This is a genomic window from Blastopirellula marina, from assembly GCF_002967715.1.
GTDB classification, from domain to species: domain Bacteria; phylum Planctomycetota; class Planctomycetia; order Pirellulales; family Pirellulaceae; genus Bremerella; species Bremerella marina_B.
The window spans coordinates 260,657-283,574 of record NZ_PUIA01000037.1; the positions used below are offsets into that span (position 1 = coordinate 260,657).

At 57.1% G+C, this 22,918-nt stretch carries 26 protein-coding genes; 11 read left to right on the plus strand and 15 right to left on the minus strand.

Going from position 1 to position 22,918, the window contains the following annotated elements; genetic code table 11:
- Positions 1–51 precede the first annotated feature (51 nt).
- The 10 genes from C5Y96_RS27800 (at position 52) to C5Y96_RS13005 (ending at position 9,573) form a co-directional block, all read left to right on the plus strand.
- Complete coding sequence (locus C5Y96_RS27800) at positions 52–3,378, plus strand: efflux RND transporter permease subunit (RefSeq protein WP_233198946.1); 3,327 nt, start codon at positions 52–54, stop codon at positions 3,376–3,378.
- Positions 3,379–3,496: 118 nt separating this feature from the next.
- A complete protein-coding gene (gene def, locus C5Y96_RS12965) occupies positions 3,497–4,075 on the plus strand; it encodes a peptide deformylase (RefSeq protein ID WP_105353900.1) in 579 nt (192 codons plus the stop codon).
- 95 nt (positions 4,076–4,170) lie between these two features.
- Positions 4,171–5,157, plus strand: coding sequence for a methionyl-tRNA formyltransferase (gene fmt, locus C5Y96_RS12970; protein ID WP_105353902.1), 987 nt, complete (start codon positions 4,171–4,173; stop codon positions 5,155–5,157).
- A gap of 113 nt (positions 5,158–5,270) precedes the next feature.
- Positions 5,271–5,507 (plus strand): hypothetical protein, encoded by a 237-nt coding sequence (locus C5Y96_RS12975; protein WP_105353904.1) that lies wholly within the window; start codon positions 5,271–5,273, stop codon positions 5,505–5,507.
- Positions 5,508–5,673: 166 nt separating this feature from the next.
- Complete coding sequence (miaB, locus tag C5Y96_RS12980) at positions 5,674–7,104, plus strand: tRNA (N6-isopentenyl adenosine(37)-C2)-methylthiotransferase MiaB (protein WP_105353906.1); 1,431 nt, start codon at positions 5,674–5,676, stop codon at positions 7,102–7,104.
- 144 nt (positions 7,105–7,248) lie between these two features.
- Positions 7,249–7,824 carry an NADPH-dependent FMN reductase gene (locus C5Y96_RS12985; RefSeq protein WP_199188695.1) on the plus strand — a complete coding sequence of 192 codons (576 nt, stop codon included), beginning with the start codon at positions 7,249–7,251 and terminating at the stop codon, positions 7,822–7,824.
- 98 nt (positions 7,825–7,922) lie between these two features.
- Complete coding sequence (locus C5Y96_RS12990; RefSeq protein WP_146115650.1) at positions 7,923–8,288, plus strand: hypothetical protein; 366 nt, start codon at positions 7,923–7,925, stop codon at positions 8,286–8,288.
- A 28-nt stretch (positions 8,289–8,316) separates the two neighbouring features.
- On the plus strand, positions 8,317–8,691 hold the full coding sequence (locus C5Y96_RS12995; RefSeq protein ID WP_105353913.1) for a hypothetical protein: 375 nt from the start codon (positions 8,317–8,319) through the stop codon (positions 8,689–8,691).
- Positions 8,692–8,763: 72 nt separating this feature from the next.
- A complete protein-coding gene (locus C5Y96_RS13000) occupies positions 8,764–9,129 on the plus strand; it encodes a hypothetical protein (protein WP_105353916.1) in 366 nt (121 codons plus the stop codon).
- Between the two features lie 78 nt (positions 9,130–9,207).
- Positions 9,208–9,573: a hypothetical protein gene (locus tag C5Y96_RS13005; RefSeq protein ID WP_105353918.1), complete on the plus strand. Its 366-nt coding sequence runs from the start codon at positions 9,208–9,210 to the stop codon at positions 9,571–9,573.
- A gap of 4 nt (positions 9,574–9,577) precedes the next feature.
- Here the strand turns inward: C5Y96_RS13005 and C5Y96_RS27375 are convergent, their stop codons facing one another.
- The 8 genes from C5Y96_RS27375 to C5Y96_RS13040 all read right to left on the minus strand — a co-directional run bounded on the left by C5Y96_RS27375 (position 9,578) and on the right by C5Y96_RS13040 (position 14,641).
- Positions 9,578–9,724 (minus strand): hypothetical protein, encoded by a 147-nt coding sequence (locus tag C5Y96_RS27375; protein WP_158261217.1) that lies wholly within the window; start codon positions 9,722–9,724, stop codon positions 9,578–9,580.
- A 204-nt stretch (positions 9,725–9,928) separates the two neighbouring features.
- Positions 9,929–10,846 carry a hypothetical protein gene (locus C5Y96_RS13010; protein WP_105353920.1) on the minus strand — a complete coding sequence of 306 codons (918 nt, stop codon included), beginning with the start codon at positions 10,844–10,846 and terminating at the stop codon, positions 9,929–9,931.
- 532 nt (positions 10,847–11,378) lie between these two features.
- A complete protein-coding gene (locus tag C5Y96_RS13015) occupies positions 11,379–11,789 on the minus strand; it encodes a hypothetical protein (protein WP_105353922.1) in 411 nt (136 codons plus the stop codon).
- A gap of 54 nt (positions 11,790–11,843) precedes the next feature.
- Positions 11,844–12,053, minus strand: a complete 210-nt coding sequence (locus tag C5Y96_RS13020) for a CDGSH iron-sulfur domain-containing protein (RefSeq protein WP_105353924.1) — start codon at positions 12,051–12,053, stop codon at positions 11,844–11,846.
- A 231-nt stretch (positions 12,054–12,284) separates the two neighbouring features.
- Positions 12,285–12,515 carry a hypothetical protein gene (locus C5Y96_RS13025; protein WP_105353926.1) on the minus strand — a complete coding sequence of 77 codons (231 nt, stop codon included), beginning with the start codon at positions 12,513–12,515 and terminating at the stop codon, positions 12,285–12,287.
- Positions 12,516–12,517: 2 nt separating this feature from the next.
- Positions 12,518–13,387, minus strand: a complete 870-nt coding sequence (locus C5Y96_RS13030) for a radical SAM protein (protein ID WP_105353928.1) — start codon at positions 13,385–13,387, stop codon at positions 12,518–12,520.
- A gap of 113 nt (positions 13,388–13,500) precedes the next feature.
- Positions 13,501–13,995, minus strand: a complete 495-nt coding sequence (locus C5Y96_RS13035) for a MarR family winged helix-turn-helix transcriptional regulator (protein ID WP_105353931.1) — start codon at positions 13,993–13,995, stop codon at positions 13,501–13,503.
- A 91-nt stretch (positions 13,996–14,086) separates the two neighbouring features.
- A complete protein-coding gene (locus C5Y96_RS13040; RefSeq protein ID WP_105353933.1) occupies positions 14,087–14,641 on the minus strand; it encodes a hypothetical protein in 555 nt (184 codons plus the stop codon).
- 292 nt (positions 14,642–14,933) lie between these two features.
- Between C5Y96_RS13040 and C5Y96_RS13045 the strand changes: the two genes are divergently transcribed.
- Positions 14,934–16,511 carry a 30S ribosomal protein S1 gene (locus tag C5Y96_RS13045; protein ID WP_158261218.1) on the plus strand — a complete coding sequence of 526 codons (1,578 nt, stop codon included), beginning with the start codon at positions 14,934–14,936 and terminating at the stop codon, positions 16,509–16,511.
- Positions 16,512–16,636: 125 nt separating this feature from the next.
- Here C5Y96_RS13045 and C5Y96_RS13050 read toward each other — a convergent pair whose 3' ends face one another.
- From C5Y96_RS13050 to C5Y96_RS13080, 7 genes are all read right to left on the minus strand, one after another.
- The gene (locus C5Y96_RS13050; protein WP_105353938.1) at positions 16,637–17,542 is read right to left on the minus strand and encodes an alkaline phosphatase family protein; all 906 of its coding nucleotides are present in this window, start codon (positions 17,540–17,542) and stop codon (positions 16,637–16,639) included.
- Positions 17,543–17,632: 90 nt separating this feature from the next.
- Positions 17,633–18,733 carry a hypothetical protein gene (locus C5Y96_RS13055; RefSeq protein WP_105353940.1) on the minus strand — a complete coding sequence of 367 codons (1,101 nt, stop codon included), beginning with the start codon at positions 18,731–18,733 and terminating at the stop codon, positions 17,633–17,635.
- A gap of 49 nt (positions 18,734–18,782) precedes the next feature.
- Positions 18,783–19,271: a hypothetical protein gene (locus C5Y96_RS13060; protein ID WP_105353942.1), complete on the minus strand. Its 489-nt coding sequence runs from the start codon at positions 19,269–19,271 to the stop codon at positions 18,783–18,785.
- Between the two features lie 148 nt (positions 19,272–19,419).
- Entirely contained in the window at positions 19,420–19,932 is a 513-nt protein-coding gene (locus tag C5Y96_RS13065) for a hypothetical protein (RefSeq protein WP_105353945.1), read from the minus strand.
- Positions 19,929–21,044, minus strand: coding sequence for a hypothetical protein (locus C5Y96_RS13070; RefSeq protein ID WP_146115651.1), 1,116 nt, complete (start codon positions 21,042–21,044; stop codon positions 19,929–19,931). Before C5Y96_RS13070 ends, C5Y96_RS13065 begins: the two co-directional genes overlap by 4 nt.
- Before the next feature lie 41 nt (positions 21,045–21,085).
- Positions 21,086–21,613 carry a hypothetical protein gene (locus C5Y96_RS13075; RefSeq protein WP_105353950.1) on the minus strand — a complete coding sequence of 176 codons (528 nt, stop codon included), beginning with the start codon at positions 21,611–21,613 and terminating at the stop codon, positions 21,086–21,088.
- A gap of 28 nt (positions 21,614–21,641) precedes the next feature.
- Positions 21,642–22,907, minus strand: a complete 1,266-nt coding sequence (locus tag C5Y96_RS13080) for a beta-ketoacyl-[acyl-carrier-protein] synthase family protein (RefSeq protein WP_105353953.1) — start codon at positions 22,905–22,907, stop codon at positions 21,642–21,644.
- Positions 22,908–22,918 lie beyond the last annotated feature (11 nt).

The following is a 22,918-nucleotide window of genomic DNA, read 5'->3' on the forward strand; positions in this document are numbered from 1 at the left end:
ACCTTGATTTGAGCTTGCTCAAGGATTCTCAAAGAGCGGATTTTGATGCAGATGCGTCGACCTACATTCTTCGAGCGTTATGCCCTGTACATCTTGTGCACGATCTTTTTCCTCGTGCCGTTTGCGCTGCGCGGAGCACGTTTGTCGCTCGAGCAGATGCGGAACGATGTTAAGGACTGGCTCCCCAGCGACTTCGCCGAAACCTCGGAGCTTGACTGGTTCCGCGATCACTTCCTGGGTGAGCAGTTCGTGCTGATCAGCTGGAAAGGCTGCACCGCCGACGACCAGCGTCTGGACTATTTAGCGCGCCTCTTGGTGCCGCCGCCGCTGACCGAAGAAGAGAAGCAAAAGGTCCCCATCGATCACCGCCTGCCTGACTTTATCGGCGACGAACTGGGACTCTATTACCCTGGCGACGAACACCAAGGGTGGGCCGGCCAGAACGAAAAGTGGTTCCTGGGCAACAATGCGACCTGGTATTACCTGCTGGAAAACGGCGAACTGTATAAGTGGAATGGCAAAAGCACTGTCCTTGGTGCGTTGGGTCGTGCCTCCGAACGCGTCTTCACCGGAGGTAACTCGGTCGACGGCGATTACGTAAAGAAGGTGCATGAAGAGTACTTCAAGAAGCCAAAACTTCTGCAAGCTCGGCTCTTCAAATCGGTTACGACCGGGCCAGACGTGTTGGCTCAGTTGGCTGCCCCCGGCGGTACGCTGGTTCGCAATGAAGACCCCAGCCCCAAAGATTTGGAAGAAGCCCGGCAGAAGGCCTTGGACCGCCTGACTGGTACCCTGTTTGGTCCTGACGGAGAGCAGACCTGCTTGATCGTCACGCTGACCGATGCCGGCAAGGTCGACCTGCGCCGCACCATGGGACACGGCGTGCTTGGCCGCCCGCTGGGGCAGTTGGAAGAGCTGGCCGAACAAGCTGGCGTTCCGTTGGAAGAGCTTCGCCTGGGTGGTCCTCCGGTCGATAACGTTTCGATCGACGAAGAAGGGGAACGCACGCTGGCCCGCCTGGTCAGCTTCAGCGTGATCATCGGCCTGGGGCTTTCTTACATGTGTCTGCGCAGTATCAAGCTGACGATCATGGTCTTCTTTGTCGGTGGGATCAGCGCGGTGACGAGCCTGTCGTTGATTTACTGGACCGCTGGCCGCTTCATCTGGTGGCTCGATCCTACGACTGACGCGGTGATCATGTCGATGCCGGCCGTGGTGTACGTGCTCGGCTTATCGGGCGCGATCCATATTGTGAACTACTACAAAGACGTCGTGAACGAATCCGGCACGCTGCGCAACGCACCCGAGCTAACGATCGCTCATGGTTGGTACCCCTGCACAATCGCCGCCGTGACCACCGCCGTCGGTCTTGGTTCGCTGGCAACCAGCAGCATCACGCCGATTCATAAGTTCGGCATCTTTTCGGCCATGGGCGTGCTGGCAACGCTCTTCCTGCTGTTTACCTACTTGCCGGCTGCACTGCAAATGTGGCCCCCCAGTGCGGCTAAGAAAAAGGGAGAAGCCAAGCCGGTCGAACCTTCCGCTGCCGGTCTTTGGATTAGCCGAATTGGGGACAAGGTCGGTGACTATATCATCGCCAACAACATTAAGGTCGCGATTGGCTGCCTGGCGATCTTCCTCTTCTTCGCGTTTGGTCTGCAGTACCTGAAGACATCGGTGCAGTTGTTGAAGATGTTCGACGACGATGCCCGCATCATTCAGGACTATGCCTGGTTGGAAGACAACCTCGGCAAGCTGGTTCCCATGGAACTGGTCGTCCGTGTCGAACCGGAGCTGCTGTACTACGACGAAGCCGATCCAGAAAAAGCCCTCAACCCGCTGGCCTTGGCGAGCGAGAACAAGGTCGATCCCAAGTTCCAGTACAAGTTCCTGGAGCGTATGGAGATGGCCCAGCGTGTGGCCAACGTGGTCGAAGAGTACCTCGGCCCCGATGGAGCAGAACTCGTAGGTCCGCCGATGTCGGCCCTGACGTTCGCTCCGGAACTGCCCGATGCCGGCAACAGCACGGCTTCTCTCTCGGAACGTTACGCCTATAGCAAGCAGTTGGAAGCCTCGTTCAACGAGTTTGTCCGTTCCGACTACCTTCGCGTCGATAAGAAGAACGGTGCCGAACTGTGGCGCGTGAGCCTCCGCTTGGGTGCTTTGGAAAACATCGACTACGGCAACTTCGTCAACGACCTGAAGCAAGTTACCGAACCGATCATGGACGCCTACCAGGCCCGCGATCGGATTCTGGCTCAGATCGACAAAGACCGCGACGGTGCTGGCTACGTCAACGCCAAGGTGGCGCTGCTGGGCGTGAACTTCGAATCTGCCAAAGAAGCGGCCACCGATGGCAAACCAAATCACCACGATCGCTACGGCCACCTCGACGCCACGAAGGTCTTTTCCGAAACGCTGCGCGACTTGCTGGTCAACGCACGCATCAAGGTGCTGGATCACGATCCGAATGCCCATACCCAGGAACGTCTGGATTGGATTCTGAACAACGGTCGCGGCCATGCCGACTATGTCGCACTGGTCGAACCGAACGCCATTTACGACATGGGTGCGATTGCCGAGAACGCCAACATCAAAGGGACCTTCGACATCACCGCGCACGAGTACACCGGGAAAGAGATACCCCGCATGTACGCCGATGGCCGGCCGCCTGTTTCGCTGGTTTACACGGGCGTGGTTCCCGTGGTGTACAAGGCCGCTCGTACGCTGCTGACCAACCTGATCGAAAGCACGGTCTGGGCGTTCGCCTTGATCGCACTGGTGATGATGCTGGTGCTCAAGAGCTTCCGGGCTGGCCTTATCTCGATGCTGCCGAACGTCTTCCCAATTTGTATCGTGTTCGGCTTTATGTCGTGGACGGGCATTGAAGTCGACATTGGTACGATGATGACCGCCAGCGTGGCGATGGGTGTGGCGGTGGATGATACGGTCCACTTCCTGACCTGGTTCCGCTGGGGCCTCGACGAAGGCTATACACGTGCCCATGCGATTAAAGAAGCCTACAACCGCTGTGCGATGGCCATGTTCCAGACAACCATCATCGGTGGTTTGGGTCTGGCTGTGTTCGCTTTCAGCACCTTCACGCCCACCCAGCGATTTGGCTACCTGATGGTCTCGCTGTTGGCGGTGGCCCTGATCGGCGACCTGGTGTTCCTGCCGGCCCTGCTGGCTGGTCCGCTGGGACGCGTTTTCCGTCCGGACCACAAGGCCCGCAGCAAACGCAACGACGAAGATGACCGTGCTGAGGAAGAGCCCGCCAACGAACCATCGGCCGAAGTCGATACCCCGGAAGTCGCCGGCGAAGAAGTGGAAGAACCGCGTGTCTACCCGGTTCACGGCCGCAGCCGGCCTGCGTAGCGGCATTGCCTGTCGACCGGGCCCTGATTCTGCCTATAATGGATCGTTTCGCGGCCTCGCTCCCCAGTGGATAAGCGAGGCCTGACTCCGTTTGGGCCCGGCTCTTAGGACCGCTACGTTGCAGATTATTCACTTTCCTCACCCCACGCTGCGTTACAAATCGAAGCCTGTGAAGCGCGTCGACGCGGAACTTCGCGGCATGATCGCCGAGATGTTCGATCTGATGTACCAGGCTCGGGGGATTGGCCTGGCCGCCAATCAGGTAGGTATCCCGTTGCGGTTTTTCGTTATGAATCTGGCCGGTGAAAAGGGAGAAGGCGAGGAACTCGTCTTCATCAATCCGGCCATCAACCGTGGTACCGGATCGGACGAAGCCGAAGAGGGCTGCTTGAGCCTGCCAGGCGTTTACGGCGCAGTGATGCGTCCCTCCGAGATCTTGTTCAGCGCCTACATGCCCAACGGCGAGAAGTTCGAGCAGAAAGTCGACGGCCTGTTTGCTCGCTGCGTGCAGCACGAGACCGACCATCTCGACGGGATCATGTTCACCGATCGCATGGACGAAGACTCGCTGTACGAAATCCAGCCGCAGATTGACAAGTTCGAGCTTACCTTCGAACGCTTGCGCGGCGAAGGCAAACTGCCTACCGACGAAGAGATCGTCAAGTTCCAGGGCAAACTCGAAGAGAAGTATGCTTAGGTAGTTTGAAGTTTTCAGTGTTCAGTTTTCAGTAAGACTGACAGAGCGATCTCGCTTGCACTGAAAACGGAACACTGAATACTGAAAACTAGAATATGAAAATCGTCATGATGGGGACGGGGCCGTTTGCTGTTCCCACGTTCCAGGCCCTGATTGCCACCGAGCACGAAGTCGCTTGCCTCTTTACGCAGCCGGTGCGGTCGGTGCATCGACGGAAGTCTTCGATTCCCACTCCGATGCGCGACGTGGCCGCCGAGCACGGCATTGCCATTCATGATCCGGTGAGTGTGAACACCGAAGAAGCGCGACAGCTACTGGCCGATCTTCAACCAGATTTGTTGGTTGTGTGTGACTACGGTCAGATCTTGAAAGACTTCATCCTGGCCACCGCTACCTATGGCGGTATCAACCTGCACGGGTCGATCTTGCCCAGGTATCGCGGCGCGGCACCGGTCAACTGGGCGATTCTCAATGGCGACGCGGAAACCGGCATCACGGTCATTCACATGACACCGAAGCTCGACGGGGGCCCTTGCCTGCAAGTAGTTCGCACGCCGATCGGCCCGACCGAAACAACCGTCGAACTGGAACCTCGGCTGGCGGATCTCGGCGTACCGGCCGTGCTCGAGTCGATCGAGATGCTGCTGAAGCATGGCCCAGAAGGAACCCCCGGCGTGGTTCAGGATCAGTCGCTCGCCACCAAGGCACCACGCCTGGCCAAGGCCGATGCAGACATCAACTGGGAAGATACAGCCGAGCTGATCTATAACAAGTTTCGCGCGTTCCAGCCGTGGCCTGGCTGCTTTACGCATTGGCAGCAGCACGATAAGCCGCCGCTGCGAATTATCCTGAAAGAGATCCGCTTGTTGCGCGAGCCAGCCCCGGAAGGGATCGCGCCCGGCTCGGTCTCAGTGGTGGCGGAAGATCGGCTCTATTTCGCGGCGAAGGGGGGCCAAATCATTGTCGATTGGCTGCAGCCAGCCGGTAAGAAGCCGATGCGCGTGGCCGACTTCGTCCACGGTTACCATCCCCAGGTGGGTGATCGATTGCTGTCGGAATCGGCCCTTTCGCCGCAAGAATAACACGTTTCTGGCCTGGTTTGCCCAGTTTGCCGCGGAAATCCCTCTCGCCCCCAAAGGGGGTCGTTGTTTAAGATACACCGTTGGATTTCTGCACGGACGCGGGATTATATGCTGTGAGTCGCTGGGACATCGTTCTATTTGCGGTCGCTTCTTACATCGCCATCATGGGATTGGTGCGACTGATGAGGGTACGCCGTATCCGCTTGGAGCGACAGTTCCAAGAGGAATTCCGCCGTCAACGCGAGGCGGTCCTTAAGCAGCAGGCCGAAGAAGAAAAGAAGGCCCGCGAGCTCGCCGAACAAAAACAGTTTGAAGAATTCATCAAGCAGAAACACAAAGAGGCCGCCTAGCCTGGCAGTTCATGAGAGCAGGTGCCACCAACCTCTTGTCTCCTCGCCCCTTGGGGGAGTGAGTTAGGGATGAACCAGGTACCCGCGCTCAATAGCTGAAACAAACAGCCAATTTGCCGAGCGTACAGGTCCCTCTGTCCGTCACGCCATTCGAAGATTCGTCCGCATGGAAAAACGTCTTTTTATTGAAACCGTCGGTTGTCAGATGAACATGCTCGATAGCGAGCTGGTCGTGGCCTCGCTTCGCAAGCAAGGCTATGTCCTGACCACCAAGCCCGAAGAAGCGGATACCCTGCTCTTCAACACGTGCAGCGTGCGCGCCCAGTCGGAAAACAAGACGTACAGCCACCTTGGCATGCTGCGCGACCTGAAGGAAAAGAACCCCGAGAAGGTCATCGGCGTGATGGGCTGCATGGCCCAGAACCATCAGCACAAGATCTTCACCCGGGCACCCTACGTCGACCTGATCGTCGGCCCCGGGCAACTGCATCAGATTCCTTCAATGATCGATAAGATCAACGCCGGGGAAGGCAAGCAGATTGAAGTGAGCCTGGGGCGCAAGGATGGTACGCGCGATCAAATCACCCGCAGCCACGAAAGCTTCGACCCGCTCCGCGATCCTGAGATGCGTCCGACACCGTTTCAGGCTTACGTGCGAATTCAGATTGGCTGCGACAAGTTCTGCACGTACTGCATCGTGCCGAGCGTTCGTGGCCCTGAGCAAGGCCGCTCGCCGGAAGACATCATTCGCGAATGCCGCCACCTGGCCGAGCACGGTACCGTCGAAATCACCCTCGTCGGTCAGACCGTCAACAGCTACAAGGCCACCGACGCAAGCGGCAAGCAGTGGCGTCTGGCCGATCTGCTGACCGAACTGCAAGCGATCGAAGGTCTCGAGCGGATCAAGTTCGTGACCAACTATCCAAAGGATATGACCCGCGAACTGTTGGAAGCGGTTCGCGATTTGAGCAAGGTCTCGCCATACCTGCACGTGCCGCTGCAAAGTGGCTCCGACGAAGTCCTCAAGCGGATGAAACGCGGCTACACGGTGGCCGACTACCGCGAGATGATGGCCCGCATTCGCGAGATCGTCCCAGGCTACGCCGTCAGCAGCGACTTTATCGTCGGCTTCTGTGGCGAGACCGAAGAAGACTTCCAGAAGACCGTTGAACTGGTCGAAGAGTGCCGCTTCAAGAATAGCTTCATCTTCAAGTACAGCGAACGCGAAGGAACCCGCGGTGCTGAGCTTTTCATCGACGACATCCCGCATCACGTCAAGCAGCAGCGCAACAACGACCTGCTGGCGATCCAGAATCGTATCAGCCTGGAAGACAATCAGAAGCTGATCGGCGATACCGTGCACGTGCTGGTCGAAGGTCCCAGCAAGACGTCCCTCAAAAAGGCGGACGAAGCCGACAACCCGCACGCAACCCAGTTGATCGGACGAACGCATTGCGACCGCATTGTTGTCTTCGATGGCAACCCGCGGTTAATTGGCAAGATCATGCCGGTGGTGGTTTACGATTGCCACGCGCATACGCTGTTCGGCGAAGTCGTCACGCAGGAATGCGGACCGGAACTGTTCGCGTTGGGTTAGTGCCGGTCTTTCGCTTTCATCGAAACAAACTCTTGAGCGGGCGTTGCTGTGTGCTTACTTGTTGGGTCGGCTCTCTTTTCTCGGTGCAGCGCACTGCTACGATGATGGTTCAGCCCCGAACTCGACCATCTGAAGGAGCCGATCATGAGCCAACCGAGGATTCTTGCTTTCGCCGGAAGTGCCCGCCGCGATTCATTTAATAAGAAGCTGATCAAGATCGCGGCCAAAGCAGCCCAGCAGGCCGGAGCCGAAGTTACCGTGCTCGACCTGGCTGACTTCCCCATGCCGCTATACGACGGCGATCTGGAAGCAGAGCATGGGATCCCGGAGAACGCCAAGGCGCTCAAAGAATTGTTTCTCGCGCATCAGGGATTGTTACTTTCGTGTCCGGAATACAACAGCTCGATCACGCCGCTGTTGAAGAACACGATCGACTGGGTGTCGCGTCCCGTCGAAGGAGAGGGACCGCTGGCCGCTTACCAGGGCAAAGTCTGTTCGCTGATGAGCGCTTCGCCTGGGGCATTGGGTGGTCTTCGCGGACTGGTTCACGTGCGATCCATTCTGCAAAACATCGGCGTGATCGTGTTGCCCAAGCAAGTGGCTATTTCGCAGGCTAATAATGTGTTTACTGATGATGGGGCACTCAACGATTCTCGGCAGCAAGAAACCATTGAAGGATTGGGAAAAAGCCTGTGTGGTTTCTTGCAGAAGCTGCAATAATCAAAGTCGCCCAGACCAATCAATCAGCGGTTATGTGTAGCGCGCTATCCATAGCGTTCGTTTTCTTTTCGTGATTTTTCTCGTGAGTAGAGCCTGGAATGTCGGACACGTGTATCGGCATGCTTGAGCATCCAGAGTACCTGGAATTTGTCATTTCAGGAGATCCCACCGAACAAGAGTGGATATCGCTGCTGCATGAGATCGTCGAAAGCATCAGCCGGACCGGCAAGCCGCGGGTTTTTATCGATGCTTCGCAGATTGATCATCCCGTCGATTCGATGATTCGTTATCGGATGGGAATCCGCACCGGAGAGACATTCGGAGTCCTTGCTCGCATTGCGGCATTGCGTCCGGTTTGGAATGACGACAATTTTTGGGAGACCGTCGCGACCAATCGCGGGGCGATCGCCAAGTCCGGCGAAGATCGTTCGGCCCTGATCGAATGGCTGTTGTGTGATGAATGAGGTTTCACCCTAGAACTTGCTTTCCGCCATGTCGAAGTACGAACATCCCTATACAGAACATGACGAGTACCTCGAGTTCGTCGTGTCGGGCACCGCAAAAGAAGAGGATTTCTTTAGCGACTTGCTCTGTGCGATGGTCGAGGCTACAGAGCAAACCGGGAAGCGGCGGATCTTTATCGATCGAAGCGCGGCCGATCCCCAGTTGCCGGTCGAGCCGATGGTGATCTACCGCATGTCATTGCGAATGGCCGAAGCGTTTGGAGCCTCGGTGCGGATTGCGGCGTTGTCTTCTTCGATGGAAAGCCAGTCCTTCTGGGAAGATGTCAGTACGAATCGCGGGTCGATTGTCAAAGCCGGAAGCGATCGCGACAGCCTGATCCAGTGGCTACTGCAGGACAATTGATTTTCGGTGGTCCAATTCACCTGCTATGATTTTGTCTTGTCACCCGATGCATTGAACACCCAATCATCTTTCATGACTCCCTTTACGATCATCTTCGATGAACTTCCCGAGTACTTGCAGTACGCGTTGTCGGGGGATCACTCGGACCAAGACTGGCTTGATCTGCTACATCGCATGGCAGCGGATATCAAACGAACGGGAAAGTCGAAGATTTTCGTCGATGCCTCGCAGGTAACCATGTCGACCAGCGTCATGTTGCGCTATCGGATCGGAGTGCTGACCGGCGAACTGTTCGGAGCGACAACGCGAATCGCAACTCTCAGTCGGGCGGACGATGCCGACCAACTCTGGGAAACCGTTGCCACGAATCGGGGCGCGATCGTGAGATCAGGACGCGATCGCGAGAAACTGCTCGGGTGGCTCAATGAAGTTGCTTGACGGCAGCATCCATGGTGCTAGATTTGCGGTCACGCAGAGTCCAATTGAAGTTCATTGATGTATTGGTAAGCAGGCACCATGGTAAAACTCAGCGTCCAGCAACTTGAACATAGCGACTATCTCGAGTTCATCTGCTCGGGAGATTCCGTTCCAGGGGACTGGGAAGAGTTGGTCGAAGTGGTTCTTCAAGAGTGCCAGCGTACCGGTAAGTCGGCAGTTTTGGTTGACGGGCTGAACGTTTCCACTCCGATGGACAACATGACCCGCTATCGCGTTGGGCTGCTGGTTGCCGAGAAGTTTGGACCCAGCTACAAGATCGCCGCGCTGACGCCGCGCGAACACATCAACTTCTTCTGGGAAACCGTCGCCCACAACCGCGGTGCCAAAGTAAAAACGGCCAGCGATCGCGATACCCTGGTCACCTGGCTGCGCGAGGCCGAATAGCCGCTTACCACTTGGGGATGTGCAGCTTGCGATTCATCAGCACGGTCCACAGGGTCATGCCAATCAAGATGATCCCCGCCGACATCATGACCGTCAGGTCCAAATAGAGGGTTACGCCCAAGAGGCCAGCAAATACGACAAGATAAGACATTGGATAGTTCCCACGAGAAACGACGAGACTTTGTTGAAAGCATTCGTCGCAACTCTCCCCTTCGCAAGGAAACCGTGGGCAGCAATCACCAACAAACTAAGCGGCATCGTTGTTAGAGTCAGAGTAATCGCTACAACCGGGCCCGCGCATAAAAAAAGGCTACCGAGCCCGTAAGCTGGTAGCCATGTTGGCGTCGGCATCGTTCTAGAACGGAGCCGGTTGTTCCCCTTCGACCGTCGGCTTCTTGGCCTTCTCTGGCTCGCCACTGGGGGCGTTGACCAGTACCTTCAGTGATTCCAAGCAACTGATCATGTCTTCGCGGCTGATCTCTTCCCAGCCGGCACCGCGGTGGCGAATGATGGCCAGCTTGAAGGCCTCGAACGCATCGAGCACGTCGTCTGGCATCGAGCCGATTTCAGCAAACGGTTTGATGAGCGAAGGAGCTTCGGACGAATCGCCGATTTCCCCTTCACCCAACTGACCAGCTTCCCGGGCATGCGTATCTTGCTCTTCGTCGCCGAAGTCAGGTCCTTCATGCAAAGGACCGCTCGGGCCGTCCATCTCGCCAATCGAACCGCGAACTTCCCCGTCGCTCCCTTGAGCTGGCTCGTAGTCTTCGTCCACGTCGGTAGCGACGATGTCGTCGTCTGGGCGATCGGATTCCAGCTTGCCCATCGTTTCCCAACGCTGGTTCCGCATCGACGAGACCGACCACTTGTTCTCGGCGGCTCCTTCAAGCCACATCTCGGCATCGTCCCACTCGATCGCGGCCTGGAAGTGACTCCAGAACAGGCCATCGTACGTGGGATAGTTATCGCCAAAGCGTTCGAACACGCGGCGCAGGCGACCCACGTGCTGACCGGTAACGCCACCCACGCGTCGAGCCCACGCATCGTCGGCATACTCGGAAGTGGGTGCCCCTGCCTCTTGCAGAGACGTTCTCCACTGATAAATGATCTTCCCCTTGTCCCAGTTGGTCGTGCTGATCAACTTGGTCCACTGCCCCAAGTACGGAGCCGAAGCAGCTTCCAGCTTCGACAGCAGTTCGTCACTCAGGGGGAACTCAGACGCGGCGGTTGGGGTGGTATCGGTTGCGGCGAGATCGACAGTTGGTTCTTCCATGCGGACTTGGCTTCCTATCCTTTTTCAGATGTGATCCAAATGGGCCCGACACGCCCACAATTCTTCTCGCGGAGCGGGGCCAACTTCTAAGAGGCACGAATTCTACGCACGGACCTCTGTCTCCTTCCACCGATTAAGACCCGCGCGGCCAAAAATTCTGCTGGCACGTGGCACCAAGCAGCGACCAGGCAACAACTTAGGTCTTCATAAAATCTCCACATCCAGGCACCGGAAATGGGGATAACTTGTCAGACATATGTCGAACTTGCGCCCCGAATTCCCAAGTGACCAGCGAGCCTCTTTTCCCCACGTTAAAAGATGCCAAAGATGCCGTTTTCACCGAGAAAACGTGGTGAAAGCGTCACGTCGAGATTCCTATCGTCGGCCTGGACTTTCGACCCGCAGCAACGTGGGAAGAACCACGGATTACGCGGGACACGCTAGGGCTTCCAATTGAAAACCCCATGGCGACGCGTCCCTAACCCGCTCCCCATAGGGGCGAAGGCACCGGATGGTGCTGCGGGCTTGGGAGTTAACTCAAGAGCTCTTCATCCACGGTACCATACGGCACGCGGGAGAGATCTCCTTGGAGGTCGTCGTAGAAGGTGGCGACGGCTTCGACGGCCATTGCGTGGAAGTCGTCTTCGCGGGTTGGTCCTTCCAGCGGGCCGACTTCCCCGATCGGGGTCGCGGCATCGTCGAGGTACTTTTCGCTGAACATCAACAAGGGGTGAAAGCGTTGCCCATCGGCACCGATCCACCCCAAGTCGAATACCTGCCCCATGCTCATGCCGAACTGGGCGCAGATGCTTTTGCGGATGCCTTGATCTTCGATGCCGTTCTGCTGAAGCGTCGCATCGAGTTCGGCAACCTGGGCCAAGAGATAGGCGTTCATCAGGTTGCAGTACGTTTCTGTATCGCGTCGGACATCAACCGGTTCCATGTTCGTTCTCCTGGCGATGGGTGACAAATGCGGGAGACGTCTACGCCGGCATCCTTACGCTGGATTGGCACGATCTTCCGAAAGGAAGCCGCAATGCTTGTGCTTGCCGTCGCAAAACGGTTTGTTGTCGGAATGGCCGCAGCGGCACAACGCAATGGTCGGCTTGTCGATCGTGTAAGAGTTCCCTTCGGAATCTTCCAACGTCACCGGCCCTTCGACCAAAAAGGGGCCATTGTCACGGATGCGAATCTTGGTTTCAGACATATCCCGATCCTTCACTGGTTTAACTTGGCTAGTGGACCTGCTAACTGAATTTTAGCGCCGCGGAGCGGCGAGTGGGAAGTGTTCAGTTTTCAGTTTTCCGTCGTAGGGTGGCTACGGCTTCTTTAGCCGATAACCACCTTGGGTGCGACGTTTGTGCGTTGGGCAAAGATGCTATACGCCGAAGACGTCGGTAGCCATCCTACGAATTCAGTTTGAAAACTTCAAACTATTTCAATCATCATCCGAACGTAAACGGCGTTGGCGATTCCAGAGCAACACTCCCCAGAACATCAGGAAGCCTGCCATGCAGGCAAACACGATCACGCCGCGGCGGATGTCGTAGCCGCGGGTACCTTCGGCCAGGCCGAGATACGAACCGATGGCCAGGTAGATGCCCCACAGGGCCAGCGCGGCGATCACGCCGGCCATCAGGTATGTGGTGCTTTTGGACGAGGATGCCATGCTTAGTAGTCCGAACTGCCGTAGTAAACTTCCGCGGAAAGGCCGGTCCGCTCGCGAACGGCCTGGGCGATTGCGTCGACTTCCACGTCTTCCAGCGGCGTGACAATCGACTCGGCCGGTTTACGGGCCACCGTGTAAACCTGAACCAGTTTGATCTGGCCGCCGCCGTCGACGATTTCGTTCAAGCGATCGCAGAAGGCCGTAATTTCCTCTGGCTTGGGGCTTTCCCCCCATAGCTTCAGGAACATCGATTGAATCACAATCGGTCGCACCTTCGCGGCCAGCAGTAGGTTATCGAGTACCCGCTGAAAAGGAATTTTGGTTCGTTCGATCGTGCGATAATAGCTTTCGGTACCGGCGTCGAGCTTAGCCCAGATCTCGCCTTGGTTGGCGTCGAGGATCTCAAGGCCTCGCTGCACGTGCGGACGATGAAACATGGTGGCGTTGGTGATCAACACCATCTTCACGTCGTTCAGCCCATGTTTGCGTTTGATTTCGGCGCTGCGCTCGATCAGATCGTCGAAGTTCTTATAGGTGGTCGGCTCGCCGTCGCCACTGAACGCGATGTCGTTGACCCGTCGCAGATGCTGCGGGGTCTCGGCGAACTTGGCCGTGCGGAAGATTTCGCCGGAAGCACACAGGTCGAGCATTTCTTCCAGTTCGTGGAAGTAGCGATCGCTTTCAACAAAGCGGACTTCGCTTTCGGTGCGTCGATCGACCTGGCAGTAAATGCAATCGAAATTGCAGATCTTGTCCGGGTTCAAATTGACCCCCACCGATATCCCCTTGCTCCGCCGAGAAAGAACCGGATAAACGAACCGGTTCCCTTCGAACGTACGCTGGTGCTGGGTGTGTAAGTGATGGGTCGACATTCGGCAATCAGTTGTCAGTGGGAAGTTTCAGCTTTCAGTGTTCAGCGGGGAGTGATGTTCGCCCCGACTCTATCTTACTGAAAACTGAACACTGAAAACTTGATTGTACTCAATCAACGCGTCTCGGACGTTTGCTTCTGCCCGACAGGCTCTGCTGGGATATTATGCCCAGGCAGTTCGGAAAGCAAATTGCCGCGAATGATGGTCAGCGTGCTTTTCACCTTCTGCACGTCTTCCGGTGGGACGTCGCGAAGGGCCTTGGCTCGGACGCTTTTGGCACAGTCGACCATTTGTTCCCACATCGGTTCCACCTTTTCGGTGGCCCGGATGATTTTCTTGCGACGATCGTTGGGGTCGGTTTCGCGGACAATCCAGCCGTCGCGTTCCATGCGGTCGATCACCCCAACCAGCGTGGGGGCTTCAATCCGCATCTGGTCGGCCAGTTCGCTCTGGGTGATTTCACCCATGTACGAGAGCCAGCACAAGACTTCCCACTGGCGATAAGTGATGCCGAGTTTCCCCAACTCGTCGTTCATTGCGCGCGTCATTAGATGGGCGACACTGAAAACCCAATAGCCCAAGCTATCTTCAAAGTCGTAACGGAGCATTCTGTTCTCTTCAGTCTGAGGCTGAGCGATTAGATGAGAAAATGACGAGTCAGCCCTGCTTCTCTGTTTTATGCCATCGGTTATCGACGCACTAAAAAGCACGCGAATAACCATATTCAAACAACGTTTCCCATTCGGACTGGGCTACTTTGCGTAATAGTTCCCCGTTTGCGCACTTCCCGCGAGCAACGGCTTCACATGCGTCTACCATTGCCATTGGGTCCCAATGTCGCTCCGCCAGGAATTGGGTGTGACTATCGAGGGTTGCTTCGGAAGCTAATGAATTTGCTTTTTCAGCGAGGGCCTCCATTGCTGGATGATTACCCGTGCGACGAAACCAATACTTGGCATTGCCGTAGTCTGGCTCGCGTCGGTGCATGATTCCGTGCCAGAAACTGCCCGTGGAACTGGGAAGATCCTGACTGACCGTGTGCGACTCGTCCAAGTAATTCCATAACAACCACAAACCGCTAATGCACGCACGAGCCATCTCGCGGTCCTTAACCGGTTTGCTGCTCAAGGAATTCACATCGATTGCCTGGAGCCGCTCGAAGACCGATCGATCCGCTTTGCCTGGCCCCAGGGGGCATAAAGGGGCATTTTGGATAAGTTCGGCAACTTCGCTTGGGTACTGATCGAAATTCATGCCTGGCCGGGGTTACTTCTAACAGGGGGCTATTCATGGTAAATCTACCATGGATCTAGCTTAACAGGTTTTCGTCAGCTAGCGACCTAACTATTTCGAAAATCGAACTACCACCGCTTGTAGGAGGGTAGATTCCCTGTTCAGGCCGATTTTTCGCTGATAAACTCAGTGGCTTCGCCCTCTTACTAAAGTGGTGACCTAGAGGGCGCTAATAGTTACACTCCCTTTAGATTTTCTGAATCTCGTCCGAGGCTTTCCCATGTCGACTGATCCTCAGAAGGATCCCGCTTCCGTGGAACCCACCCCCCAGACTCCTGAAGCTTCGGCCCCGGAGGCTTCGTCCGCTGCAGTTACCCCAGCCGAAACCCCGGCTCCTGATACGGCTGATAGCGACGACCAGGAAAAGAAGAAGGTACTGATCGGTTCGCAGCGTGATGCACCGGCTCCGCAGCCAGCCAAGCGTCAGCCACCCAAGCCGCAGCGTCCTTCGCAGCCGAAGCCGGCCCAAGACGACGACGACCCGACCAAGATCCCGGCCGACCTGAGCGAAACGCTGGCTGAAGCCTCGCACGACGAAGGGGAGCCTGACTACCGCTTGCCGGTTGAAGGGGGCAAGGTTCACGTACCCAACCGCCGCGAGAAGCTGGACGATATCGAAGCCGAACTGGAAGCCGCATTCGGCGAAAACTCGATCGACGACGTCATGAGCAACCAGACCCCTGCCCCGGCAGCCGTGCGTCTGGACGAAGGGGACCGCGTGACGGGCACCGTCATTCGCATCCATCGCGAAGACGTCTTCTTCGATCTGCCGCAAGGCAACCAAGGGATCGCCTCGATTCGTAACTTCGTCGCGACTCCTTCGGTAGGCGACAAGCTGGAAGTTTCGATCGGCTCGTTCAACGCCAGCCAGCGTCTGTACGAAGTGGGCATCCCGGGTGCTTCCACCAGTGTGCAGGACTGGGGCGACATCAAGGAAGGAATCGTCGTCGATGCCGTCGTCGATGGTGTGAACAAGGGTGGCCTGGAGTGTGCTGTCGGTACGGCTCGCGGTTTCATCCCGGCCAGCCAGGTTGCCACGTATCACGTGAAAGACCTGGAAGAATTCAAAGGCCGCAAGCTGCAGTGCCTGGTTACCGAAGCCAATCCCGAGAAGCGTAACCTGGTGCTCAGTGCCCGGGCAGTCGCCGAGAAGATGGCTGAAGACAACAAGAAGAACCTGATGGGCAGCCTGACTGTGGGTCAGGTTCGCGAAGGCACGGTCACGCGCATTCAAGACTTTGGCGCGTTCGTCGACATTGGCGGCGTCGATGGCCTGGTTCACGTCAGCCAGATCAGCTGGGACCGCGTCTCGCATCCTTCCGACGTCCTGGCTGAAGGTCAGGCCGTGAAGGTAAAGGTCACCAAGATGGATCCCGAGACCGGCAAGATCGGCCTCTCGATCCGCGACACCATGGAAAACCCATGGCAGAAGGTCGCCAGCGAGTTCGCCGTCGGCAAGGTTGTGCCTGGTAAGGTGACCAAGCTGATGGACTTCGGTGCGTTCGTCGAAATCGCCCCAGGCATCGAAGGCCTGGTACACGTCAGCGAAGTGAGCTACAGCCGTATCAGCCGCGTTTCCAGCGTGCTGAAGACAGGCGAAGAGGTCGAGGTGAAGGTCCTCAGTATCGATCAGGCCAAACGCCGCATCAGCCTGTCGATCAAAGCCACCCAGCCGCCACCAGCCGACGCCAAGCAAGGTGGCCGCCGCAAGGACGAGCCCGAAGCCGACATCGACCGCGAACTGTCGGTCAAGAAGAAGTCGAACCAGCCTCTCAAAGGGGGCATCACCAACGACCAAAGCGAAGGTGCCAAGTTCGGCCTGAAGTGGTAACCCTTGCCACGCCAAGTTGATTCCAATCAAAAGCCCTCACGAAAAAACGTCGAGGGCTTTTTTCATGTCCTGTTCCCTCGCCTCGCAGTGGAGAGGGGACAGGAATAGTAGAGACCTACGTAGCCTTACTTCAGCCCAACAGCGTGTCCATCGAGCTCCCAGGCGTCGTCAATCTTCACGCCCAAGTAGGTCAGCAAAGTCGGTACTGCGTCGACGATATACACCTGCTGATCGAACTTGCCGCGCTGGGCTCCTTCGCCGCTGACGATCAAGAAGCTGTTGAGGATGTCGGGGTTGTTGTGACCGCCGCCATGTCCTTTGCCGGCACCGCCGTGGTCGCTGGTGACGACGATCAGCCACTCTTGGTCGGTTCGCTTTTCGATCGCTTCCAGCACGCTGCCGACCAGAGCGTCGACATGCTCGATCGCGGCGATGTACTGCGGGACGGTGGGGTGAAAGCCATGGGCGTGGCCAGCTTCGTCCACTTCGCCGAAGTAGAGCATCATGGCCTTGGGGTTCTCTTCCTGGGCGATTTCGGCGACGGCGGCTGCTTCGGCGTCGTCGTCCGCCTCGGCGTACGAGGTCCCCTTCTTCGTGTCGATCGAAACGTCGGCCGACGAAACCATGTACTGGGCGATCGGCGTCCAGTTGATAATCGAAACGGTCTTCGCGGTGGGCATGCCCTGCTTCACCCAGTGGAAAAAGTGCGGGTACTTGTCGAACTTGGGCTCTTTGAAGCCGTTGTCTTGTACGTTGTGCTTGTCGGCCCACACGCCGGTGTTGATGCTGCCCCAGCCAGGACCGCTGACGGTGTCGTTCTTCTTGTAACGATCCCCCAGGATGAGTGCGGTGGGTGAGTAGATGCCGGAAGCGCGAAGCTTGTCGAGGTTCGGCGTGTTGGCCTTGGTCAGCGCATCGAAGCGACAGCCATCGATTCCCAGCAGCAACACGTGCTTCGTCTTTTCTGCGGCGGAAGAAGAACTGCTGGCAAGCAGCAACAGAACAATCGCAAGAGACAGGTAACGCTTCATGGCAGACCTTCCGTCAGGAGAGAAAACTTGTTGACGTAAAGTCTACCTCGACGAGTCAGGCGATTCTATTGGTGACGCGGCAAGTTACATCTAAAGAGACCGCTCTTGCGGATCATCAGGAATTGCCTGGGTTACCTCCTCGATTGAATCCAAAAGCTGGCTTGCGTCCGGGTGCCGGTAGAGGTCGGCATACGCTTGTTCGATGACACGGGTACCATGCGTGGTCACCAACGTCATCCGAGCATTGGTATTGCTTGGTGGGATAGGACGAGGAAAGTTGTACTCGGCGATACGCTCGAGCCACTGATCGGCCTGGGCGAGTAGGTCGTCGATCGCCTCCGATAGCTCGGGGGCAGGTGTCGTCACCATCGCACACTCCCCCAGCCGGTCGATATAGATGCAAATTCCCCGGCGATAACAGGCCAGAAAGACAGGGTTCTCGTCGCCGCAGATTTCCCAGATCACGGCCAGAACTTGCAGCGGTGGCAGTGTTCGCGCTTGCAACTTCAATAGTCGGCAGTGGTGAATGCGAACGCGGGCATCGACCAGCTCGTTGCCGGCGTAGTCCTCCCAACTGTGATTGGCCTCGGTCAGGTCGGGGAGCGTCGGCCAAGGGATGCTTCCCTTGATGGCAGCCATTTGAGCCAAATGCGTGTCGTCACAGAAAGCGAGATTGTACAACTGATTCTGCTCGGTATTGGGATAGGGCTCATGAAACGTTTTTCCGAAGAGTGCGTTGACCGATCGAGAGAGTTCCAGCCAATCGACCCCCAAGCCTGCTAATGGAACCCGCTGCGCAGCAAGCTCGTGCCGAGCTTGATCGATGACTATGAACAGGCTGATGATGGCGAGCCACGGGATCACGCTCAGAAACAGCAACATCGCCCGCTTTTTGTTGTCGTACTGAAAGGCACCAGCTAAGTGACGCACACTGTTGAGACCTAAGCCAACGGCAACCACCAGGACGATTAGCGCCGCCATAACCACCAGTTGAACTACCTCCGCTTTCCATTGATCACGCATCCAACTGGTTAGCATTAGCACAGTCAACATGCCGACCTGAGCGTACGCCGCGAGCGTGGCCCAGCCCAACTGCTGGGCGACCTGATACGAGTGTTCCCCCATGATGGTGCGGACCTTGTCGGCTTCATCATCAACAACGGTCGGCGATTTATAGGGAGAGTCGTTCAAAGGAGTTTTTACTGCGAGGTGACGAACAGTTTGTTGACTGGATTGGTGCTTACGCTTCAGCTTCTGCTTGGGCGATTAACGCGTGCAGTTTCTCAAGGTTTGTACCAAAGAACCCGGCGGCGATGCCTTGTCGGTTCAAGTAGCGTGCCCCTTGCAGGTTCTGTAGCAGCAGCACCGGCAAGCAGATGAACGGAAATGCTCCCAAAAACATGATCAAAAAAGAGAGTGGTCGATTGAAGAACTGACGAGCCATCGTAAACGACGCGACGAACGAAAAGATCACCACGAACGGCTCGACGACGGTCAGCATGCTGATAAGGGTCTCGTAGATCGGCGGAATCTCTTCCGACGCCGCGGCACCATGCGTCCACGCCATGAGAAGGCCGAGAACGACGGCGACGATATAAAGGATGGCATTACCAAACATCGCGACGATCACCCACTTCTGAAACTTGGCCACGCGTTTTACCTTGCCGGGGTTTTTCGGCAGGGTAAACGAATCGGTTATCGTCGGTGACTGATAGGGTGAAGCTTCCATGGCGGATCCTGGGGCTCGAAGCGCCTGATGAGAGTTGCCGGCTGATTATAGAAAACCGAGCTGGCAAATGCACAAATCTTTTCGCCTGGTGCTATGGCCGTTTATCCGCGTTGGAAGGATACGTTTGCACGGCGAAACTCCACCTCGCTCATGAGGTGCTCTCAGTTGCCGGCGATTCGTCTTCCAGCGGCAGCTTGGCGGCCATCTCGCGAATGGCTTTCCAATCGGGGCGATGACCACGAAAGGGAATGCCTTGCCGGAATAGAAATCGCCGGGTTGCCTCGGAGGTCATGAAAATTGCAAACAGTGTGATACAAGGGCACAACGAAAGAAGCGTGCACGCGATCGTAGGCAACACGTTCATTTGTACGATGATGGCCGATCGAAACACGAGGTAGACCGTAAGCACATAGAGACTTGCCACCCACCAAAGAAACATCGCACCGAAGACCCAAGCCGGCTGCAGCCATGCGGTGGCCGGCAGTGCAACAATGAGAGGAGAAAGGATAATCGTTATGCAGTGCAGCACGACCAGTATGTCGAGCCACTTCATGCAACTCAGGGCCTGGTGCGTTCGAGGTTCTAGCGCGCCGGGCAAATCGGACTCGTCCACGATCGCTGGCGAAGCGAACGGGGATTCTGGCGACGAAGTATCCGTCATGCCAGTTGCTGTTCGCTGGGAAGCATCAGCCGCACGTCGTTATCGACCGGAGGAACGTTTTCCTTTTCTTTGGCCAGGTTCATCACCGCGAAGGCGATTACCCCGTGCAGGATGGCCAGCACGACGAGCCCTCCGATGACGTTCCCCAGGACGCTGCTTCGCAGCTTGGCGGCTACCTCTTCGGCGGTGCCCCGCTTCAGGCGATTGACGTAGGTGCTACCTCGCCGCGGCATCAGTCCGCGGCGGGCTTCGTTGTAGATACCGAAGACAACGACCTTTTCGCCGGGCTCGACCCGCTTTTCGATCAGCTTCGGCAGTGTGTTGAACAGGAAGGCTCCTTCGTTGAGAGTCTCGTCGTCGAGGTCGTCGAAGTCCTCGTCATCCCCCATTACTTCGCGGTAGTTCTTGGCCGACTCTTCGGTGTCTGGCGGAATGATCTGATCGATCGGCTTCTTCGTCAGCCGCATGTGTTTGGTCACGCGGCCGTCGTCGTCGGACCACACTTCGCTGAAGACCGAGAGAACCGAAACGATCTTCACGCCAGAGCGGTCTTCGAATTCGGTGCTCAGCAAAAACTCGCGGGCAGCACGCATCTCGGAAGTGTTCAAGCAGTTGTCGACGACGGCATCGTCGATCATCGGAAATCCCAACAGGCGGACTTCTCCCCAGGAGGTTTCGATCTTGCAGGGAGTCATTAGGAAGCCAGCAAAATCGGAGGCGGTGTTCTCTGAGTCGTTATTGGAAGGCTCAACTTCCGGCCGTGCAACGTCGTACTCGCAGATCACACACTCGGTGCCGGAGAATGGAGCTTTCAGCGCTTCTCCTTCGGCTCGAATACGCCCGGCGACGGCGACCTTGCGACCGTCTTCCAGTTGCAGGCCGAACTCGGCCTTCGAGATCAACGACAAGTCGCTCCACGCGGTCCAGGCGTTGGTCAGCGCGCCAATGCAGAAGAAGGTGATCAGCCCCGAGATGCCGCCGAAGATCAGCCCTTCGGGTCGCTGAAAGACCTGGTCGAAAGCGACCATATACCCGCCGGCGATCACCGCTAAAAGCAGCAGCGAGAGACCACATCCCTTAAGCATCGTCAAACCCCCATCAGACTTTGCCACACACTCGCCGCAGCGAGACAGCCTTTAGTGTAGCCTGCTGCTCAGCGTTTGAGACCTAGCGTCTTGGGATCTACCTGCGAGCCGTCCCAGTGGCGAAGCTGCTCGGCGATGGCCTTTTGCGAAGGGCCGATCCAGCCGAAGCTTAGTCCGTGTGCCCGCAGTGCTCGCTGGAACAGCCGCGCGGCACCGAAGATCCCGATGATCGAAAACCAGGGCATGCACGCGACGACGACCGTCCACCAATGCCCCTTCAGGAAGTCGTGCTTTAGGAGTACGAACGAGACAATCAGCCCGTTGATCAGGCTGGCGATGATCCAGCCGACAATCAAAATGGTGAACGCCAGTTCCGTATCGGCCGACTGCGGCGACTGGCTGGACCGCTCGGCGCTTTCGAGTACCGGCATGGCCACGGCCAAGGGGGCATAGAGACCGGCGAAGTAGCCGGCACACATGAGTTCCAGCCAGCGAAGCCCACTTGCTAGTTTGAAGATCTCTTGCGATCGCTTATCGAACGAATCGTGGAGTTCGTCGAGGATCTCGGGAGATTTGAACGGAGATTCATCGGTCATGGTGTTCCCCGTTGATGGAGGCCATGGACTACGCTTTGGCAACCACCATCGCCGCACATTGCCCTTTGCGGGTATGGCTGAGAACCAGGATCGCAGGCTTATCGATATCCAGCGGCTGGCCGTGGATGACAGGGATATCGCACGCAGGATCCGGCGTGTCGTAGTTCAGCGTGGCCGGGACCTTGCCGTGCTGGAGGGCCAACAGCGCCACGCCGGCGTCGAGTGCTCCGCTCGCGGAACCACTGTTGCCGTAATAGCTCTTGAATGCGGCGACCGGCACGCCAGGCAGCGCGGCTTTAATGCCGGCGGCTTCGAGCGGGTCGTCGGCGATGTTGCCAGAGCCGTGCGAGACGATGCACGCCAGATCGTCTTTGGTGATGCCCGAGTCACGAAGTGTCGCGGTAATGCAATTGGCAACTGCCGTCGGGCAAACCGGGGCATCGGCGGTCACGCGACCAAATGTCGAGGACGCACCGAGAACTTTGCCCAGAATGTTCGCACCGCGAGCTTCCGCTTTCTCGCGTGTTTCCAAGACCATGGACGCGGCGGCTTCGCTGCTGACCGAACCATCGCGATCCTTTTCAAACGGACGCGAGGCCTTCTCCGGAGCGTCGTTGCGGTGCGAAAGGAGCGCGTCGCCGCGATAAAGAAGAACGTTCAAATTCAGACGCGAGCCGGTCGCACCAGCGATCATGCAGTCCATCGTGCCGCGACGCAGGTGGGCTAAAGCCTCGGCCACGGCGTTGATCGCGCTGGCTTCTTCCAGGCAGATGGTGTTGTTGTGGCCGCGACCGTCGTAGTAGATCCCCACATGACAGGCCGGCATGTTGGGCAGGTACTTCAGCATCCACAACGGGTTGGTTTCGCTCATCGCTGAAGGACCCCAGCGATCGTGCTGGTACCACCCTTCTTCGATGCATTGATCGTAAGCGGCCCGGAGGTCTTCGAAGTCGCTGTACATCATCTCGCTGCCGTAGACGACACCTAGGCGATCGGGGTCGATGCTGCCAGGTTCGAGCCCTGCCTGATCCATGGCCAGCGCGGCCGCGGCGAATCCGGTTTGGATTTCGCGGCACATGACCTTCAGGGCCTTGCGCGGTTTGACGTACTTCTTGCCGTCGAAATCCTTGAGCTCACCCCCAAAGGTGACTGGATAGTCAGGCATGGGAAAGACAGAGAAAGGCGCAATCCCAGACTTGCCGGCCATAAGGCTGTCCCAGACGGCCTCGTTGCCAATTCCGATGGGGCTCACTACCCCATTACCAGTAATTACGACTTCGACTTGGGACTGCATCCGTAAGCTTG

What these genes read in the sequence shown, in the direction of transcription:
- C5Y96_RS13020 (WP_105353924.1), bottom strand. Translation starts at nt 12,053, where the DNA reads ATGTCTGAAACCAAGATTCGCATCCGTGACAATGGCCCCTTTTTGGTC.
- C5Y96_RS13075 (WP_105353950.1), bottom strand. Translation starts at nt 21,613, where the DNA reads ATGACCGATGAATCTCCGTTCAAATCTCCCGAGATCCTCGACGAACTC.
- C5Y96_RS27800 (WP_233198946.1), top strand. Translation starts at nt 52, where the DNA reads ATGCGTCGACCTACATTCTTCGAGCGTTATGCCCTGTACATCTTGTGC.
- C5Y96_RS13040 (WP_105353933.1), bottom strand. Translation starts at nt 14,641, where the DNA reads ATGAATTTCGATCAGTACCCAAGCGAAGTTGCCGAACTTATCCAAAAT.
- C5Y96_RS13030 (WP_105353928.1), bottom strand. Translation starts at nt 13,387, where the DNA reads ATGTCGACCCATCACTTACACACCCAGCACCAGCGTACGTTCGAAGGG.
- C5Y96_RS13025 (WP_105353926.1), bottom strand. Translation starts at nt 12,515, where the DNA reads ATGGCATCCTCGTCCAAAAGCACCACATACCTGATGGCCGGCGTGATC.
- fmt (WP_105353902.1), top strand. Translation starts at nt 4,171, where the DNA reads ATGAAAATCGTCATGATGGGGACGGGGCCGTTTGCTGTTCCCACGTTC.
- C5Y96_RS12985 (WP_199188695.1), top strand. Translation starts at nt 7,249, where the DNA reads ATGAGCCAACCGAGGATTCTTGCTTTCGCCGGAAGTGCCCGCCGCGAT.
- C5Y96_RS13050 (WP_105353938.1), bottom strand. Translation starts at nt 17,542, where the DNA reads ATGAAGCGTTACCTGTCTCTTGCGATTGTTCTGTTGCTGCTTGCCAGC.
- C5Y96_RS12990 (WP_146115650.1), top strand. Translation starts at nt 7,923, where the DNA reads ATGTCGGACACGTGTATCGGCATGCTTGAGCATCCAGAGTACCTGGAA.
- C5Y96_RS13015 (WP_105353922.1), bottom strand. Translation starts at nt 11,789, where the DNA reads ATGGAACCGGTTGATGTCCGACGCGATACAGAAACGTACTGCAACCTG.
- C5Y96_RS13080 (WP_105353953.1), bottom strand. Translation starts at nt 22,907, where the DNA reads ATGCAGTCCCAAGTCGAAGTCGTAATTACTGGTAATGGGGTAGTGAGC.
- C5Y96_RS13000 (WP_105353916.1), top strand. Translation starts at nt 8,764, where the DNA reads ATGACTCCCTTTACGATCATCTTCGATGAACTTCCCGAGTACTTGCAG.
- C5Y96_RS13005 (WP_105353918.1), top strand. Translation starts at nt 9,208, where the DNA reads ATGGTAAAACTCAGCGTCCAGCAACTTGAACATAGCGACTATCTCGAG.
- C5Y96_RS13060 (WP_105353942.1), bottom strand. Translation starts at nt 19,271, where the DNA reads ATGGAAGCTTCACCCTATCAGTCACCGACGATAACCGATTCGTTTACC.
- C5Y96_RS12995 (WP_105353913.1), top strand. Translation starts at nt 8,317, where the DNA reads ATGTCGAAGTACGAACATCCCTATACAGAACATGACGAGTACCTCGAG.
- C5Y96_RS27375 (WP_158261217.1), bottom strand. Translation starts at nt 9,724, where the DNA reads ATGTCTTATCTTGTCGTATTTGCTGGCCTCTTGGGCGTAACCCTCTAT.
- miaB (WP_105353906.1), top strand. Translation starts at nt 5,674, where the DNA reads ATGGAAAAACGTCTTTTTATTGAAACCGTCGGTTGTCAGATGAACATG.
- C5Y96_RS13065 (WP_105353945.1), bottom strand. Translation starts at nt 19,932, where the DNA reads ATGACGGATACTTCGTCGCCAGAATCCCCGTTCGCTTCGCCAGCGATC.
- C5Y96_RS13010 (WP_105353920.1), bottom strand. Translation starts at nt 10,846, where the DNA reads ATGGAAGAACCAACTGTCGATCTCGCCGCAACCGATACCACCCCAACC.
- C5Y96_RS13035 (WP_105353931.1), bottom strand. Translation starts at nt 13,995, where the DNA reads ATGCTCCGTTACGACTTTGAAGATAGCTTGGGCTATTGGGTTTTCAGT.